At 72.2% G+C, this 17,420-nt stretch carries 15 protein-coding genes; 5 read left to right on the top strand and 10 right to left on the bottom strand.

The features are described from left to right. Positions 1-10: 10 nt before the first annotated feature. The 9 genes from CHR28_RS12480 to CHR28_RS12445 all read right to left on the bottom strand — a co-directional run bounded on the left by CHR28_RS12480 (position 11) and on the right by CHR28_RS12445 (position 9,958). Entirely contained in the window at positions 11-1,222 is a 1,212-nt protein-coding gene (locus tag CHR28_RS12480; protein ID WP_094053649.1) for a Gfo/Idh/MocA family protein, read from the bottom strand. Between the two features lie 55 nt (positions 1,223-1,277). Beyond that, positions 1,278-2,324 carry a substrate-binding domain-containing protein gene (locus tag CHR28_RS12475; protein WP_094053648.1) on the bottom strand — a complete coding sequence of 349 codons (1,047 nt, stop codon included), beginning with the start codon at positions 2,322-2,324 and terminating at the stop codon, positions 1,278-1,280. Positions 2,325-2,341: 17 nt separating this feature from the next. Continuing rightward, positions 2,342-3,361 (bottom strand): ABC transporter permease, encoded by a 1,020-nt coding sequence (locus tag CHR28_RS12470; protein ID WP_094053647.1) that lies wholly within the window; start codon positions 3,359-3,361, stop codon positions 2,342-2,344. Further along, positions 3,358-4,875, bottom strand: coding sequence for a sugar ABC transporter ATP-binding protein (locus tag CHR28_RS12465; protein WP_094053646.1), 1,518 nt, complete (start codon positions 4,873-4,875; stop codon positions 3,358-3,360). Before CHR28_RS12465 ends, CHR28_RS12470 begins: the two co-directional genes overlap by 4 nt. Positions 4,876-5,055: 180 nt before the next feature. Further along, positions 5,056-6,237 carry an ROK family transcriptional regulator gene (locus CHR28_RS12460; protein WP_094053645.1) on the bottom strand — a complete coding sequence of 394 codons (1,182 nt, stop codon included), beginning with the start codon at positions 6,235-6,237 and terminating at the stop codon, positions 5,056-5,058. Between the two features lie 356 nt (positions 6,238-6,593). Next, complete coding sequence (locus CHR28_RS12455) at positions 6,594-7,271, bottom strand: GntR family transcriptional regulator (RefSeq protein WP_094053644.1); 678 nt, start codon at positions 7,269-7,271, stop codon at positions 6,594-6,596. Between the two features lie 158 nt (positions 7,272-7,429). Then, positions 7,430-8,368 (bottom strand): beta-ketoacyl-ACP synthase III, encoded by a 939-nt coding sequence (locus CHR28_RS12450; protein ID WP_094053643.1) that lies wholly within the window; start codon positions 8,366-8,368, stop codon positions 7,430-7,432. 149 nt (positions 8,369-8,517) lie between these two features. Beyond that, entirely contained in the window at positions 8,518-8,658 is a 141-nt protein-coding gene (locus CHR28_RS37755) for an MFS transporter small subunit (protein WP_179272410.1), read from the bottom strand. Beyond that, positions 8,627-9,958: an OFA family MFS transporter gene (locus tag CHR28_RS12445; protein ID WP_094053642.1), complete on the bottom strand. Its 1,332-nt coding sequence runs from the start codon at positions 9,956-9,958 to the stop codon at positions 8,627-8,629. The genes CHR28_RS37755 and CHR28_RS12445 overlap by 32 nt, the downstream gene beginning before the upstream one ends. 196 nt (positions 9,959-10,154) lie before the next feature. On the opposite strand from CHR28_RS12445, the gene CHR28_RS12440 reads away from it, so the two are divergent. Genes CHR28_RS12440 through fdhD form a run of 5 tightly spaced genes read left to right on the top strand, consistent with a single transcriptional unit; the run spans position 10,155 to position 16,594 of the window. Continuing rightward, positions 10,155-11,126 carry a 2-dehydropantoate 2-reductase gene (locus CHR28_RS12440; protein ID WP_094053641.1) on the top strand — a complete coding sequence of 324 codons (972 nt, stop codon included), beginning with the start codon at positions 10,155-10,157 and terminating at the stop codon, positions 11,124-11,126. Then, the gene (locus tag CHR28_RS12435) at positions 11,123-13,042 is read left to right on the top strand and encodes a molybdopterin oxidoreductase family protein (RefSeq protein ID WP_094053640.1); all 1,920 of its coding nucleotides are present in this window, start codon (positions 11,123-11,125) and stop codon (positions 13,040-13,042) included. The genes CHR28_RS12440 and CHR28_RS12435 overlap by 4 nt, the downstream gene beginning before the upstream one ends. Positions 13,043-13,048: 6 nt before the next feature. Next, positions 13,049-14,881 carry an NADH-ubiquinone oxidoreductase-F iron-sulfur binding region domain-containing protein gene (locus CHR28_RS12430; RefSeq protein WP_094053639.1) on the top strand — a complete coding sequence of 611 codons (1,833 nt, stop codon included), beginning with the start codon at positions 13,049-13,051 and terminating at the stop codon, positions 14,879-14,881. After that, positions 14,878-15,738: a 2Fe-2S iron-sulfur cluster-binding protein gene (locus tag CHR28_RS12425; RefSeq protein WP_094053638.1), complete on the top strand. Its 861-nt coding sequence runs from the start codon at positions 14,878-14,880 to the stop codon at positions 15,736-15,738. The genes CHR28_RS12430 and CHR28_RS12425 overlap by 4 nt, the downstream gene beginning before the upstream one ends. 7 nt (positions 15,739-15,745) lie before the next feature. Then, positions 15,746-16,594: a formate dehydrogenase accessory sulfurtransferase FdhD gene (fdhD, locus tag CHR28_RS12420; RefSeq protein WP_094053637.1), complete on the top strand. Its 849-nt coding sequence runs from the start codon at positions 15,746-15,748 to the stop codon at positions 16,592-16,594. Between the two features lie 276 nt (positions 16,595-16,870). On the opposite strand, the gene CHR28_RS12415 is transcribed toward fdhD, so the two are convergent. Next, positions 16,871-17,308 carry a MarR family winged helix-turn-helix transcriptional regulator gene (locus CHR28_RS12415; RefSeq protein ID WP_094053636.1) on the bottom strand — a complete coding sequence of 146 codons (438 nt, stop codon included), beginning with the start codon at positions 17,306-17,308 and terminating at the stop codon, positions 16,871-16,873. Positions 17,309-17,420 lie beyond the last annotated feature (112 nt).

Below are 17,420 nucleotides of genomic sequence, written 5' to 3'. Positions count from 1 at the left end.
AGGGGCCTCCTCAGACCGCGATCGGGGTGTAGACGGAGTTCTTCTCGGCGCTCTCCTCCACGGCGGCGAGCACGCGCTGCACCTGGAGCCCGTCCGTGAAGGAGGGGTCGGGGCGGCGGCCCTCGGCGATGGCGTGGACGAGGTCGCGGGCCTGGTGGACGAAGGTGTGCTCGTAGCCGAGGCCGTGGCCCGGCGGCCACCAGGCCTCCAGGTAGGGGTGGTCGGGTTCGGTGACGAGGATGCGGCGGAAGCCGGCCTCCGTGCCCGGCTGGGTGCCGTCGTGGAAGGACAGCTCGTTGAGCCGCTCCAGGTCGAAGGCGAGGGAGCCGCGTTCGCCGTTGAGCTCGATGCGCAGGGCGTTCTTGCGGCCGGTGGCGTAGCGGGTGGCCTCGAAGGAGGCGATCGCTCCGGAGGGGAAGCGGGCCGTGAACAGGGCCGCGTCGTCCACGGTGACCTCGCCCTTGCCGGCGGCCGAGACGGAGGACAGTCCGCTGGTGGCGCCGGTGGGCAGCGGCCGCTCCCGGACGAAGGTCTCCGTCAGGGCGGACACGCCGGCCAGCGGCTCCCCCACGAGGTACTGGGCGAGGTCGATGATGTGTGCGCCCAGGTCGCCGAGCGAGCCCGAGCCGGCCTGCTCCTTGCGCAGCCGCCAGGTCAGCGGGAACGCGGGGTCGACCAGCCAGTCCTGGAGGTACGTCACGCGTACGTGCCGCAGCCGGCCGAGCCGGCCCTCGGCGACCATCCGGCGGGCCTGGGCGGTGGCCGGGACCCGGCGGTAGTTGAAGCCGACCATCGCCACCTGCCCCCGCCCGTACGCCTCCTCGGCCGCCCGGGCCATCGAGGTGGCCTCCTCGACGGTGTTGGCGAGCGGCTTCTCGCACAGGACGTGTTTGCCGGCGGCCAGGGCGGCGAGCGCGATCTCGGCGTGGCTGTCGCCGGGGGTGCAGATGTCGACGAGGTCGACGTCGTCCCGGGCGACCAGGGCACGCCAGTCGGTCTCCACGGACGCCCAGCCGTGCCGGTCGGCCGCCGCCTGCGCGGCGGACCGGTCCCGGCCGCAGATCACGGCCTGCACCGGGTCCAGCGGCAGGTCGAAGACGCGGCCCGCGGTGCGCCAGCCCTGGGAGTGGGCGGCGCCCATGAAGGCGTAGCCCACCATTCCCACGCGCAGGGGTGGTTTGCCTGCCTCGGTCCCATCTGACGGCGCTTGCGGCTGTCCCATACGGGTGTCCTCCTCGTCCTGGTCGGGGTGGCGCACGTGGGGGGTGCGGGCGGGATCACTTGAAGCCGGTGGGCATGTACTGGTCGACGTTGGTCTTGTCGACGACGGCCGAGTAGAGCGTGATGGAGGCGGGGATCTCGAACTCGGCCATGCCGCCGATCCCCTTGCCCTGGCCGAGGGCGCGGGCGAGGTCGATCGCGGAGGCGGCCATGGTCGGCGGGTACAGCACCGTCGCCTTGAGCACGCCGTCGTCCTGCTTGATGGCCTGGAAGGCGGACAGCGCGCCCGCGCCGCCGACCATCAGGAAATCGTCGCGCCCGGCCTGCTCGATGGCGCGCAGCGCGCCCACGCCCTGGTCGTCGTCGTGGTTCCACAGCGCGTCGAACTTCGACTGCGCCTGGAGCAGCTGGGCCATCTTGGCCTGCCCGGACTCGACGGTGAACTCGGCGGCCTGGCGGGCGACCTTCTTGATGTTGGGGTAGTTCTTCAGGGCGTCGTCGAAGCCCTTGGTGCGCTGTTTGGTCAGCTCCAGGTTGTCGAGGCCGGCCAGTTCGATGACGCGGGCGTCGGGCTTGTCCTTGAGCTTCTCGCCGATGTAGTGACCGGCGTTGAGGCCCATGCCGTAGTTGTCGCCGCCGATCCAGCAGCGGTAGGCCTGCGGGGTGTTGAAGATCCGGTCGAGGTTGACCACCGGGATGCCCGCGCGCATCGCCTTCAGGCCGACCTGGGTGAGGGCCTTGCCGTCGGCGGGGAGTACGACCAGGACGTCGACCTTCTTGTTGATGAGGGTCTCGATCTGGCCGATCTGCTGGGCGGTGTCGTTGGAGCCCTCGGTGATCTCCAGGGTGACGTCGGAGTACTTCTCGGCGCGGCTCTTGGCGTTGTCGTTGATGGCGTTGAGCCAGCCGTGGTCGGCCTGCGGTCCGGCGAAGCCGATGGTGACCTGCTTGCCGGGCTTGTCGTCGGCGGCCGGCTGGTTGTTGCCGGCCGGCTCGTCCTTGGAGTCGGACGGCTCGTTGCTGGTGCACCCCGTGATGAGGGCACCGGCGGAGACGGCGGCGGCCCCGAAGAGCAGTCCTCTGCGGCTCGTGATCTCTGGCATGGCGGTGAACCCTTTCCTCAGGTCGTGCTCGCGGTACGGCGCTGGACCAGCACGGCGGCGACGATGATCGCGCCCTTGGCGATCTGCTGGACGTCGCTCTGCAGGTTGTTCAGGGCGAAGATGTTGGTGATCGTGGTGAAGATCAGGACGCCGAGGACGGAGCCGGTGATGGTGCCGCGGCCGCCGGTGAGGAGGGTGCCGCCGATGATGGCGGCGGCGATGGCGTCGAGTTCGTAGAGGTTGCCGTTGGTGTTCTGGCCCGAGCCGGCCAGGACGATCAGCAGGAAGGCGGCGATGCCGCAGCACAGTCCGGACAGCAGGTAGAGGTAGAGCCGCTGGCGGCGCACGTCGATGCCGGCGAGCCGGGCGGCCTCCGGGTTGCCGCCGACGGCGACGGTGCGGCGGCCGAAGGTGGTGCGGTTGAGCACCAGCCAGCCGATGACCGTGACGACGGCGAACACCATGACCAGCGGCGGGATGCCGAGGACGTAGGCGTCGCGCTCGCCGAGGTCGAGGACGGACGGGACGGTGACGATCTGCGTCTTGCCGTCGGTGATCTGCAGGGCGAGACCGCGGGCGGAGGCGAGCATGGCGAGGGTGGCGATGAACGGCACCATCGCGCCGTAGGCGATGAGCACCCCGTTGACCAGGCCGCAGCCGACTCCGACGACGATCGCCGTGAAGAGGATGCCGGCGAAGCCGTACTCCTGCGTGGCGACGGTGGTGGCCCACACGGAGGCGAGGGCGACGATCGCGCCGACCGACAGGTCGATGCCGCCCGAGACGATGACGAAGGTCATGCCGACGGTGACGACGCCGATGACGGACGCCTGGGTGAGGACGAGTTGCAGGTTGCGGGTGTCGAGGAACTCGTCGGGCTTGGTGATGCCGCCGATGAGGACCAGCACGGCGAGCACGCCGAGCAGGGACAGGGTGCGGACGTCGGCGCGGAACAGCAGGCCGCGCCAGGCCGGAGGCCGGGCCTGGGGCACCTTGTCGGTGCTGCTGTCCAGCGGCGGGGAGACGGGCTGCGTCATGACGCCGGGCTTCCTTCCATGACCAGGTCGAGTACGCGGTGTTCGTCGAGCTCGCGGGCGGGTGCCGTGTGGACGACCCGGCCCTCGCGCAGCACCAGGACGCGGTCGGCGAGGCCGAGCACCTCGGGCACCTCGCTGGAGACCAGCAGCACGGCGAGGCCCTCGTCGGCGAGGCGGCGGATGACCGCGTAGAGCTCGGCGCGGGCGCCGACGTCGACGCCCCGGGTGGGTTCGTCGAGCAGCAGCACCTTGCAGCCGCGCAGCAGCCAGCGGGCCAGGACGGCCTTCTGCTGGTTGCCGCCGGACAGGGTGCGCACGGGCACCGACGGGTTGTCGGGCCTGAGCGACAGTTCACGGGTGGCGGCCCGGGCGGCGCCGAGTTCGGCGCCCCGGTCGATCCAGCCGCCGCGCGAGAAGCGGGACATGGAGGAGACCGAGACGTTGCGGGTGACGGACTCCAGCATCAGCAGGGCCTGCGCCTTGCGTTCCTCGGGGGCGAGTCCGAGCCCGGCCCGGACGGCGGCGCGGACGCTGCCCGGCCGCAACGGCCTGCCATCGACCAGCACCTGACCGGTCGTCGGTTTGCGGGCGCCGTAGACGGTCTCCAGGATCTCGGAGCGGCCCGAGCCGACGAGCCCGGCGAGGCCGACGATCTCGCCCGGCCGCACGTCGAGGTCGAGCGTCTCGAACTCCCCTTGCCGCGACAGCCCTTGGACCCGGAGCACGGGCTCCGCGCTCGGCGGCGAGACCGGCCGGTCCGGGAAGACGTACTCGACATTGCGGCCGGTCATCAGGGCGACGACGTCACGGGTCGGGGTCGACTTCGCGGGGAGCCCGTTCGCCACGGCCCGGCCGTCCTTCAGGACGGTGACCCGGTCGCCGATGCGGCGGATCTCCTCCAGCCGGTGGGAGATGTAGACGACGGCGACTCCGGCGGCGGTCAGGTCGCCGACGATGCGGAAGAGGTTGTCGACCTCGTCCGGGTCGAGGGCGGCGGACGGCTCGTCCATCACGATGAGCCGCACGTCGTGGGAGAGCGCCCGGGCCATGGACACGATCTGCTGCTGCGCGGCCGAGAGCTCCCCGACCAGCCGGCCGGGGTCGATCTCGGCGTGGCCGAGCCGTTGGAGCAGGGCGGCCGTCGACGCCTTGGCCGCCTTGCCCCGGACGACGAAGCCGGCGGCGGTCGGCTCGTGTCCGAGGTGGACGTTCTCGGCGACCGACAGGTGCTCCACCAGGTCGAGTTCCTGGTAGATGGTCGCGATGCCGAGGCGCATGGCGGCGATCGGCGAGCGGAGGGTGACGTCCTCGCCGCGCCAGCGGATGGTGCCGGTGTCGGGCTGGTGGGCGCCGGCCAGGACCTTGATGAGGGTCGACTTGCCGGCGCCGTTCTGGCCGAGCAGGCAGTGCACCTCGCCGGCCAGGACATCGAGGTCGACGCCGTCGAGGGCCCGGACTCCGGGGAACGACTTGGTGATGCCGGACATGCTGAGCAGCGGTGGTTCTGGTGCCATGAGGTCCCCTTGGCGGACGTGCGGGCCGGTTCAGGGCAGGGCAGAGCAAGGCAGGGCAGGGCGGAGCAGGGCTCGGTGACGGGAGCGTGGTGCCGACGTGCTGAACTGCTGAAGTGCTGAGTTGCGAAGTGCCGACGTGCTGAGTTGCCAAGTGCTGAGTTGCGAAGTGCCGAAGTGCGCTCAGGCGGGGGAGAACAGGTGGTCGCTGATGAGCCGGGCCGCGCCGATGACGCCGGCGGCGGGTCCCAGCTCGCCCAGGACGATGGGCAGGTTGCCGGTCGCGAGCGGGAGCGACTGGCGGTAGACCTGGGTGCGGATGGCGGCGAGCAGCGTGTGGCCGAGGCCGGTCACCCCGCCGCCGATCACCACCAGGCCGGGGTTGAAGAAGCTGACCAGGCCGGCGATGACCTGGCCGGTGCGGTTGCCGCCCTCGCGGATCAGCTCCAGGGCGGTGGCGTCTCCGGCGGCGGCCGCGGCGGCGACGTCGACGGCTGTCAGGTCGCCGTTGGTCTCCAGGCGTGACGCCAGTTCGGCCGAGAGCCCCTGCTGGGCGGCCTCCAGGGCGTCGCGGGCGAGGGCCGCCCCGCTGAAGTGGGCCTCCAGGCAGCCCCGGTTGCCGCAGGCGCAGGGGCGGCCGTCGGGGACGGCCTGGATGTGCCCGATGTCGCCGGCGCTGCCCGTCGTGCCGCGGTAGACCTCACCGCCGACGACGATGCCGCAGCCGATGCCGGTGCCGATCTTGACGCAGAGGAAGTCGGGCACGGTGCGGGCGACGCCCGCGTGCTGCTCCCCCATCGCCATCAGGTTCACGTCGTTGTCGACCATGACCGGGCAGCCCAGTTCCTGGCTGAGCGCCTCCCGTACGGGGAAGCCGTCCCAGCCGGGCATGATCGGCGGTGCGACCGGGATGCCCTCGGGGAAGCGGACCGGGCCCGGGACGCCGATGCCGGCGCCGTCGAACCCCTCCGCGAGCCCGGAGGCCCTCAGCTTCGCGGCCATGGCCAGGACCTGCTCGAAGACCGCGACCGGGCCTTCGCGCACGTCCATCGGGTGGTTGATGTGCCCGAGGGTCTCCAGCTCGGCGTTGGTGACGGCGACGTCGACCGAGGTCGCGCCGATGTCGACGCCGAGGAAGCGGAGTTCGGGGTTGAGCCGGATGTTGTGGGAGCGGCGGCCGCCGCGCGAGGCGGCGAGTCCGTCGGCCACGACCAGCCCCGTCTCCAGCAGCCGGTCCACCTCCACGGCGAGCTTGGACCGCGAGAGGTCGACCTGGTCGCCCAGCTGGGCACGGGAGTTGGGGCCGCCGTCGCGCAGCAGCTTGAGCAGTCGGGCCTGGTGGGCGTTCCCGGGTCGTGCGGTCATACGTCTCACGAGCCCCTCCCCGCCTCGATCGGCCTGTGCGCGCCGGTTTTCCGCCACCTCGGTGGCGGGCTTTCGGAGGGAACGTAGCAGTGGCTGCCGGGAGTGGGAAGAAGTCGCGCAGGAATTGCCTCCTACTTTTTCCACTCAGAGGACAAAGGCGCGGGCAGGGCCCTCCCTCGCGGGCGCGTCACGACGGGCCCGCGCACCGCGCAAGGGCACGCCGAAGCCCGGGCCGCACAGGGGCCCGGGCGGTACGGATCAGGCGGTGCGGATCAGGCGAGGCAAATCAGGCAGGGCGGATCAGGCCGCGCCGATCAGGCCGTGCGGATCAGGCCGTGCCGCCGGCCGGCCGACGCCTAGGAGCGGGCGCGCGCGTGGTACGAACGGCGGGTGTGCTCGGTGTGTTCGCGCATCAGCTGGGTCGCCCGCTGCTCGTCGCGGGCGGTGACGGCGGCGATGAGCTCACGGTGCTCGATCCAGGACTGGTGGCCGCGCTGGCGGGCCACCGGCGTGTAGTACCAGCGCACACGCCGGTCGACCTGGGCGGCGAGTTCGGCGAGGACCGTGTTGCCGGCCAGCTCCATGATCGTGGCGTGGAAGCGCGCGTTCATGGCGACGGCCCCGTCCACGTCGTCGGTCTCCACGGCCTTCTCGCCCTCCGCGCACAGCGCTTCCAGGGTGGCGATGCCTGCGCTGTCGGCGTTGGCCGCGGCGAGGCGGGCCGCCTCGGCCTCCAGGAGCGTACGGACCGTGAGGAGCTGGTCGGCCTCCTCCTCGGTCGGCTCGTGCACGAACGCGCCCTGGGCGGGCCGCAGATCGACCCACCCCTCGGTGTTGAGCCGCTGCAGCGCCTCGCGCACCGGCTGCCGGGACACGCCCAGATGCCCGGCGAGCTCGCTCTCGACCAGGTGCTGGCCAGGCTGCAGGGCTCGGGTGGTGATGAGTTCGAGGAGTGCCTCGTAGACACGGTCGCGCAGCGGACCCGGGCGTTCCAGCTTGGGTACCGCCCCTTGGGGCAGGCCTGTCGACAGCATCGCGGTCCCCCTCCTCGGCAGGGCCGTGCACGGCGCGGCCGACGCCGGTGTCGCCGCAGAGTCAGTATCGATTGTCTTTCGTCTACAGTCTACGGCGCACAAGTGCCAGGGCTCCGGGGAGTTGACCGCGTCACCCCCCCCCCGCCGCGGACGGCGGTTCAGGGACAGCGCACGACCTGCCCGGCGTAGGAGAGGTTGCCGCCGAAGCCGAACAGCAGGACCGGGTCGCCCGTGGCGATCTCGCCCCGCTCGACGAGCTTGGAGAAGGCCAGCGGGATGCTCGCGGCCGACGTGTTGCCGGACTCGGTGACGTCCCGGGCGACGACGGCGTTCACCGCGCCGATCTTCTCGGCGAGGGGTTCGATGATGCGCAGGTTCGCCTGGTGCAGCACGACCGCCGCGAGGTCCGCGGGCTGGAGGCCCGCCCGCTCGCACGCCCGGCGCGCGATGGGCGGCAGCTGGGTCGTCGCCCAGCGGTAGACGCTCTGCCCCTCCTGCGCGAAGCGCGGCGGGGTGCCCTCGATGCGTACGGCGTTGCCCATCTCGGGCACCGAGCCCCACAGCACGGGCCCGATCGCCGGCTCGTCCGCGGCCTCCACCACCGCGGCCCCGGCCCCGTCCCCGACGAGCACGCAGGTGGTGCGGTCGCTCCAGTCGGTCACCTCGGACATCTTGTCGGCGCCGACGACCAGGGCCCGGGTCGCGCCCCCCGCGCGCACGGCGTGGTCGGCGGTGGCCAGGGCGTGGGTGAAGCCGGCGCAGACCACGTTGAGGTCCATGGTGGCGGCCTGCGGGACGCCGAGCCGGGCGGCGACCCGGGCGGCCATGTTGGGCGAGCGGTCGACGGCGGTGGAGGTGGCGACCAGCACCAGGTCGATGTCGGCCGGGGCCAGTCCGGCCGCCGCGAGGGCCTTGGCGGCGGCGTGCGCGCCCAGTTCGTCGACCGGCTCGTCCGGGCCCGCGATGTGGCGGGTGCGGATGCCCACCCGGCTCCTGATCCACTCGTCAGTGGTGTCCACCAGGCCCGCCAGGTCCTCGTTGGTGAGCACCTTGGCGGGCTGGTAGTGGCCGACGGCGGCGATGCGCGAGCCGTTCATTGGGTGGGTCCCCCTCGTCTCCTTGGGCAGCGGATCCACCAGTCTGATCAGTGACTCACGGGTACGACGGCAGGCGAGGCGACAGGAAACAGGCGCCCTGGTTGTCGGCTTCCGTCAGGAGCCCGGACGCCCGGACACCTGTCGAACGGCTACCCGGTGAACAGCTGCGTCGCCTTGCGGACCAGCTCGTACAGCCCGTAGGCGAGCGGGACGCCCACCCACACCCAGGCCAGGGCGATCAGCCACCGCCGGTCGGGGCTAGGCGGACTCTGACTGCTGTCGCTCGGCATGAGCGGCCTCCCTCGGGGCGGGCACGTGGTGACGGTCGGCGACGGGGCGGACGAGTTCGTTGGCGACGAAGCCGACGACGAGCAGGCCGATCATGATGACGAACGACAGGCCGTACAGGGACGCGCCGTGCCGGCCCGCCGCCTCCTGCCGGTCGGCGATCCAGTTCACGATGAGCGGCCCGAGCACCCCGGCCGTGGACCAGGCGGTGAGCAGCCGCCCGTGGATGGCCCCGACCTGGTAGGTGCCGAAGAGGTCCTTCAGATACGCCGGGATCGTCGCGAAGCCGCCGCCGTAGAAGGAGAGGATGACGAGCGCGCACAGGACGAACAGGGGCTTGGAGGAGTCGCCGAACAGGGCGAGGAGTGTGTACATCAGCGCGCCGACGCCGAGGTAGAGGCGGTAGATGTTCTTGCGGCCGATGAGGTCGGAGGTCGACGACCAGCCGATGCGCCCGGCCATGTTCGCCGCCGACAGCAGCGCGACGAAACCGGCGGCGGCCGTCACCGACACCGGTGTGGAGGTGTCCGCGAAGAAGTCGGTGATCATCGGCGCGGCCTTCTCCAGGATGCCGATGCCGGCGGTGACGTTCATGCAGAGCACGATCCACAGGAACCAGAACTGGGGAGTGCGGATGGCCTGGTTCGCCGAGACCTGCGGGCCGGTGGAGAGACCGGGCCCGCTCGCCGTCTGCTGCCGCTCACGCGGCACCCGGACCAGCAGCACGCCCAGCAGCATGAAGACCGCGTACGACAGCCCGTGCACCAGGAAGGCCAGCGCGATGCCGGAGCTGTCGGACCCGAAGGACTCCAGCATCTGGGCGCTCCAGGGCGAGGCGATGAGCGCGCCGCCGCCGAAGCCCATGATGGCGATGCCGGTGGCCATGCCGGGCCGGTCCGGGAACCACTTGATGAGGGTGGAGACCGGGGAGATGTAGCCGATGCCGAGGCCGATGCCGCCGACGAAGCCGTAGCCGAGGACGATCAGCCAGTACTGCTCCAGGGACGCGCCCAGCGCGGAGAGCAGGAATCCGGACGAGAAGCAGACCAGGGCGACGGTCATCGCCCAGCGGGGGCCGTTGCGCTCCACGAGCGTGCCGCCGAACGCGGCCGACAGGCCCAGCATGACGATGCCCAGCTGGAAGGGCAGCGCGCTCTGGGTGCCGCTGAGCCCGAGGGCGGACTCCAGGGGCGGTTTGAACACGCTCCAGGCGTAGGCCTGGCCGATGGAGAGATGTACGGAGAGCGCGGCGGGCGGGACGAGCCAGCGGCTCCAGCCCACGGGCGCGACGGGGGGACTCATGAACCCCGGACGGTAGGGATCCGTGGGGCGGTTGAGAAGGCGGTGCGTCGACCGTATGCGGTGAGCGGTATCCAGCATGCGCCGAACGGTCGCTGCGCGGACCCTTGCCGCCCCAACCTCCATACTGTAGACAATATTTCGTCGACAGAGTCTCGGCAGTTCCTCGGTACCCTCGACCGAACGGAGCTCCCTCGTTATGAAAGTCGCAGTTCTCGGCGCCGGTGCCATCGGCGCCTACGTCGGCGCCGCGCTCCACCGCGCGGGTGCCGAGGTGCATCTCATCGCCCGTGGACCGCACCTGGCGGCCATGAGGCGGCACGGAGTCCGGGTGCGCAGCCCGCGCGGCGACTTCACCGCGCACCCGCACGCGACCGACGACCCGGCCGAAGTCGGCCCGGTCGACTACGTCTTCCTGGGCCTGAAGGCCAACGCGTACGCGGCGTGCGGGCCGCTGATCGCGCCGCTGCTGCACGACACCACGGCCGTCGTGGCGGCCCAGAACGGCATCCCCTGGTGGTACTTCCACCGGCACGGCGGCCCCTGGGACGGCCACCGGATCGAGAGCGTGGACCCGGACGGCGCGGTCAGTGCGGTGCTCGCGCCCGAACGGGCCGTCGGCTGCGTGGTCTACGCGGCGACCGAGCTCGAAGGCCCGGGAATCGTACGGCACCTGGAAGGCACCCGGTTCTCCGTCGGCGAGCCCGACCGCAGCCGCTCGGCGCGCTGTCTGGACTTCGGCGAGGCCATGCGGGAGGGCGGACTGAAGTGCCCGGTCGAGCCGGACCTGCGCAACGACATCTGGCTCAAGCTGCTCGGCAACATCTCCTTCAACCCGATCAGCGCGCTGGCCCGCGCGACCATGCGGCAGATGTGCCTGCACGGCGGCACCCGCCGGGTCATCGAGATCATGATGACCGAGACGCTGGCGGTCGCCGAGGCCCTGGGCTGCGAGGTCGGGGTCTCCATCGAGCGCCGGCTGGCGGGCGCCGAGCGGGTCGGCGACCACCGCACCTCCACGCTCCAGGACCTGGAGCGTGGCAAGCCGCTCGAACTCGACGTGCTGCTCGCGGCGGTCGTCGAGCTGGCGGAGATCACCGGCGTGGAGGTGCCCACCCTGCGCACCGTGCACGCCATCTCGGACCTGCTCGCGCTGAGGAGCGCCGCATGAGGAAGCGTGAACCGAAGACCTACACCCGACTCACCCACCCTCTCGTGCGGGACTCCCGGGACGAGCCGTTCCGGCGGGCGAGCTGGGAGGAGGCCCTGGACCGGGCGGCCCGGGGGCTGGAGCGCAACCGCGGCGCCTTCGGCATGTTCTCCTGCGCCCGCGCCACCAACGAGATGAACTACGTGGCGCAGAAGTTCGCCCGCGTCGTCATGGGCACCAACAACGTCGACTCCTGCAACCGCACCTGCCACGCCCCGAGCGTGGCGGGCCTGTCGGCGGCGTTCGGCTCGGGCGGCGGGACGTCGTCGTACGAGGAGATCGAGCACACCGACGTCATCGTGATGTGGGGCTCCAACGCCCGTTTCGCGCACCCGATCTTCTTCCAGCACGTGCTGAAGGGCATCAGGAACGGGGCGCGGATGTACGCGGTCGATCCGCGCCGCACGTCGACCGCCGAGTGGGCGGAGAGCTGGCTCGGGCTGAACGTCGGCACGGACATCCCGATGGCGCACGCGATCGGCCGCGAGATCATCCACGCGGGCCTCGCGAACGAGGCGTTCATCGAGCGGGCCACCACCGGCTTCGAGGAGTACCGGGCGCTGGTCGAGCCGTGGACCCTGTCGCTCGCCGAGAAGGTGACGGGCGTCCCGGCGGCGGCGATCCGCGAGCTGGCGCACGCCTACGCCCGGGCCGAGCGGGCCCAGTTGTGCTGGACCCTCGGCATCACCGAGCACCACAACGGCACCGACAACGTCCGCGCCCTGATCAACCTGTCCCTGCTCACCGGGCACGTCGGCCGCTGGGGCTCGGGCCTGCAGCCGCTGCGCGGGCAGAACAACGTGCAGGGCGGCGGCGACATGGGCGCGATCCCCAACCGCCTGCCCGGCTTCCAGGACATCCTCGACCCCGGCACACGGCACAAGTTCGAGTCGGCCTGGGACACCGTCATCCAGCCGCACTACGGCCTGAACCTCACCGAGATGTTCGAGGCCATGGAGGACGGCACCCTCAAGGCCGTCTACTGCATCGGCGAGAACCCGGCCCAGTCCGAGGCCGACAGCGAGCAGGCCGTACGGCGGCTCCGGGCGCTCGACTTCCTGGTCGTGCAGGACATCTTCCTCACGAAGACGGCGGAGCTGGCGGACGTCGTCCTGCCCGCGACGGCCGGCTGGGCGGAGACCGAGGGCACCACCACCAACAGCGAACGCCGGGTCCAGCGCGTCCGGAAAGCCGTCGCCCCGCCCGGGGAGGCCCGCGAGGACATCGACATCCTCTGCGACCTCGCCGCCCGCCTCGGCCACGACTGGAAGTACGCCGACGCCGAGACCGTGTGGAACGAACTGAGGTCGGTCTCCCCCGACCACTACGGCATGACCTACGAGCGCCTGGAGGAACACCAGGGCATCCAGTGGCCCTGCCCGAGCACCGACGGCCTCGAACCGACCTACCTGCACGGCCGGTTGTGGGACCCCGACCCCGCGCGGCGCGGGCGGCTCGCGCCGTTCGGGATCGTGCAGCACGACCCGCCCGTGGACCTCACCGACGAGCGGTACCCGATCCGGCTCACCACCGGGCGGCGCCTCGACTCGTACAACACCGGGGTGCAGAGCGGCGGTTACGCCTCCCCGCTGCGCCGCGGCGAGTACGTCGAGCTGTCGCCGGAGGACGCCGAGCGCTACGGCGTGGTGGTCGGCGAGCAGGTGCGGGTGACCTCGCGGCGCGGGTCGGTGACCGCGCCCGTGTGGGTGGATCCCGCGCTGCGGCCCGGGCTCGCCTTCATGACCATGCACTTCCCGGACGAGGTGGACACCAACGCGCTGACGATCGAGGCGAACTGCCCGATCGCGGGGACGGCGGAGTTCAAGGCGTCGGCGATCCGGATCGAGAAGCTGCCCATCGCGACCATCGTGGGGTGACGCACCGTGGACCTGCACTTCGGCGACAGCAAACCGACGGACGAGGAACGGGCGGCCGTGGACGCCCTGCTCGGGCCCCCGGAGTCCTCCTGGGAGGGTGCCGACCGCGACGAGATGCGGGCCGGTGATCTGCGGTGGGCCCGGGGCGGACGTGCGGCCCGGGACCGCCGCGACCTGCTGTTGCCGGGGCTGCACGCGATCAACGACCGGATCGGCTGGATCAGCGACGGCGCCCTGGACTACCTGTGCCGGCGCCTGACCGTGCCGCCGGCGGAGGCGTACGGGGTCGCCACCTTCTACGCGATGTTCTCCGTCAAGCCGCGCCCGGCGACCGTGCTGCACGTGTGCACGGACCTGGCGTGCGCGGCGGCCGGGGCGCCCGGGCTGTGCTCCGGGATCGAGGAGCGGCTGGGCCCCGGCAGCGGGGTGAGCGTGCAGCGCAGCCCTTGCCTGGGGCTGTGCGAACGCGCCCCGGCCGCGCTCGCGATCAGGGCCGGGGACCCGGTCCGCACGGCGGTGTCGGCGCCGGCGACCGTCGAGCGGGCCGTCCTCGCCGCGAGCGCCCCCGACTCGGCGCCGGAGGAGCCCCCGGCCGCCCTGGCGGTGCCCCAGGCCGGGCAGGACGGGCTGATGCTGCTGCACCGGGTCGGGGTGGCCGACCCGGCATCCCTCGACGACTACCGCGCCCACGGGGGGTACACGGCCCTGCGCCGGGCCTTCGAGCTGGGTCCTGCGGGCGTCATCCGCGAGGTCACCGACTCGGGCCTGGTCGGGCGCGGCGGGGCCGCCTTCCCCACAGGCCGCAAGTGGCAGGCCACGGCGTCCCAGCCGGACCACCCGCACTACATCGTCTGCAACGCCGACGAGTCCGAGCCCGGCACCTTCAAGGACCGGGTCCTGATGGAGGGCGACCCGTACGCGCTGGTCGAGGCGATGACGATCGCCGGGTACGCGACCGGCGCCCACCGGGGCTACCTGTACCTGCGCGGCGAGTACCCGCGCGCCCTGCGCCGGCTGGAGCACGCCATCGCGCAGGCGCGCGCCCGGGGCCTGCTCGGTGACGACGTCCTCGGCCAGGGCTACGCCTTCGACATCGAGATCCGGCGCGGCGCGGGCGCCTACATCTGCGGTGAGGAGACGGCCCTGTTCAACTCCATCGAGGGCTACCGCGGCGAGCCGCGCTCCAAGCCGCCGTTCCCGGTGGAGAAGGGCCTGTTCGGCAAGCCGACGGTCGAGAACAACGTCGAGACGCTGGTCAACGTCCTGCCGATCCTGACCATGGGCGCCCCCGCGTACGCCGCGATCGGCACCGGGCGCTCGACCGGACCGAAGCTGTTCTGCGTCTCGGGGAGCGTCGAGCGGCCCGGTGTGTACGAGGTGCCGTTCGGGGCGACGCTGGGCGAGGTGCTGGCCCTGGCCGGGGTGCGGGAGGGACTGCGGGCGGTGCTGCTCGGCGGCGCGGCGGGCGGCTTCGTACGCGCCGCCGAGCTGGACATCCCGCTCACCTTCGAGGGGACGCGCGAGGCCGGCACCACCCTGGGCTCGGGGGTCGTCATGGCCTTCGACGACAGCGTGCCCCTGCCCCGGCTGCTGCTGCGCATCGCCGAGTTCTTCCGCGACGAGTCGTGCGGGCAGTGCGTGCCCTGCCGGGTCGGGACCGTGCGGCAGGAGGAGGCGCTGCACCGGATCGCGGAGCGCACGGGCGCCGCCGCCGCGGGCGACATCGCCCTGCTCCGGGAGGTCGGCCGCGCGATGCGGGACGCCTCGATCTGCGGTCTGGGGCAGACCGCGTGGAACGCCGTGGAATCCGCCATCGACCGTCTGGGGGCGTACGAATGACCGTCACACCGCTGGGGATCCCGCGCCGGCTGCTGGAGTTCAATATCGACGGCGAGGCCGCCCGGGTCCCCGAGGGCTCGACGATCCTGGACGCCTGCCGGGCGGCGGGCAAGGACATCCCGACCCTGTGCGAGGGCGACACGCTGCGGCCGAAGAACGCCTGCCGGGTCTGTGTCGTCGAGGTCGAGGGGGCGCGCACGCTGGTCCCGGCCTGTTCCCGCAAGGCCGAGCCGGGCATGGAGGTCCGCACCGACAGCGAGCGCGCCCGGCACAGCCGGAAGATCGTCCTGGAGCTGCTCGCGTCCTCCGTGGACCTGTCCACCACGCCCCGGGTCGCCGAGTGGCTCAAGGAGTACGAGGCCAAGCCGGACCGCTTCGGCCCGGACGCGGCCCGGCTCGACGAGGAGCCGCGGGTCGACAACGACCTCTACGTGCGCGACTACGACAAGTGCATCCTCTGCTACAAGTGCGTCGACGCCTGCGGCGACCAGTGGCAGAACACGTTCGCGATCTCGGTCGCCGGGCGCGGGTTCGACGCCCGGATCGCCGTCGAGCACGACGCCCCGCTGACCGATTCGGCGTGTGTGTACTGCGGGAACTGCATCGAGGTGTGCCCCACGGGCGCGCTGTCCTTCAAATCCGAGTTCGACATGCGCGCGGCGGGTACCTGGGACGCGTCGCGGCAGACGGAGACGACCACGGTGTGCGCGTATTGCGGCGTGGGCTGCAACCTGACGCTGCACGTACAGGACAATGAGATCGTCAAGGTCACCTCGCCGCACGACAACCCGGTGACCCACGGCAACCTCTGCATCAAGGGCCGCTTCGGCTACCAGCACGTACAGAACCGGGACTGATCAAGACATGGGACGAGTCACGGAACGACGCAAGGTGCTCCGCATCCGGGACGGGGCGGTCTCCAGCCGGCCCGACACGCTCGTCGCCGAGGAACCGCTGGAGATCCGGCTGAACGGCAAGCCCCTGGCGATCACGATGCGCACCCCGGGCGACGACTTCGCGCTCGCGGCGGGCTTCCTGGTGAGCGAGGGCGTGCTGGGCGGGCAGCAGGACCTCAGGAACATCGTGTACTGCGCCGGGGCCACCGCCGACGGCTCGAACACGTACAACGTGGTCGACGTGCAGACGGCCCCGGACGTGGTGCTCCCCGACATCACGCTGGAGCGCAACGTCTACACGACGTCCTCCTGCGGTCTGTGCGGCAAGGCGTCCCTGGACGCGGTGCGCACCACGGCCCGCTGGCCCCTCGCCGACACCCCGCAGGTCCGGGTCACCCCCGAGCTGCTGGCGAGCCTGCCCGACCGGCTGCGCGCCGCCCAGCGGGTCTTCGACCGGACCGGGGGCCTGCACGCGGCGGCCCTGTTCTCCGAGGAGGGCGAGCTGCTGGACGTCCGGGAGGACGTGGGCCGGCACAACGCGGTCGACAAGCTCGTCGGCCGTGCCCTGCAGAACGGCGGGCTGCCGCTGTCGCGGGCGATCCTGCTCGTGTCGGGCCGGGCCTCCTTCGAGCTGGCGCAGAAGGCCGTGATGGCCGGCATTCCGATGCTGGCGGCGGTGTCGGCGCCGTCCTCGCTGGCGGTGGACCTGGCCGCCGAGACGGGCCTGACGCTGGTGGGTTTCCTGCGGGGCAGCTCCATGAACGTGTACGCGGGTGAGGACCGGATCGCTGTGCGGGCCGCGGCCGCCCAGGGCTGAGCAGGTTCGCCCCGCTGCACGGCGGCGGGGCCCCGACCGGCGGGGAGCGCCCCCTGCGCCGCAGGGGCCCCGTCTCGGCCGGCCCGCAGGGGCCCGTCTCGGCCCGGCCCGCCCGGGGTCGTCCGCCGCCCGGGCCGGATATCGGGCGCCGGCCGGTCGCCCGGGTCGGTTGTCCGCCGCCGGTCAGTCGCCCGGGTCGGTTGTCCGCCGCCGGCCGGTCGCCCGGGTCGGTTGTCCGCCGCCGGCCGGTCACCCGGGCAGGTTGCCCGCCGCCGGTCAGTCGCCCGTGCCGGATATCCGGCGCAGCATGCCCGTGAACTGTTCGCGCTCGGCCGCCGACAGCGGCGCGAGCAGTTCGTCGTTGGCCGCCCGGGCCGCCGTCTCGCAGCGCTTGAGCAGCCGGGCTCCCCGGACGGTGAGGGACACCGCGTTCTTGCGCCGGTCCTTCGGGTCGGGTTCACGCACCGCCAGTCCGGCCGCCTGGAGGTCGTCGAGGACACCGACCAGGTCCTTGGGATCGAGCCCGACCGCGCGGCCGAGGTCCGCCTGGGCGACGGGGGCGAGGTCGCGTACGGCCGACAGCACCACGTGGTGCCACATGCGCATGTCCTGCTCGGCCAGCGCCTGCGCCACCAGGGCGCGGCCCCGGGCGGCGGCGCGCCCGAGCAGCCAGCTGGGCAGGGAGCGGATCGCGGGGAGGGGGGCTTCCGACATGACCGCAGCCTAACCAGGAAATCGTTGGTCCTTCCTATGATCCTCCTATACCGTTGGGCACCCCGACGAACTCGTTGGGATCACCAACGACCTGCTGGGTGACCAGCGCCCC

Origin of the sequence: Streptomyces sp. XY006, from assembly GCF_002237655.1 — a bacterium.
Lineage (GTDB): Bacteria > Actinomycetota > Actinomycetes > Streptomycetales > Streptomycetaceae > Streptomyces > Streptomyces levis.
The sequence above is the reverse complement of the archived record's forward strand: the minus strand, read 5'-3'. Positions and strand labels throughout refer to the sequence as shown.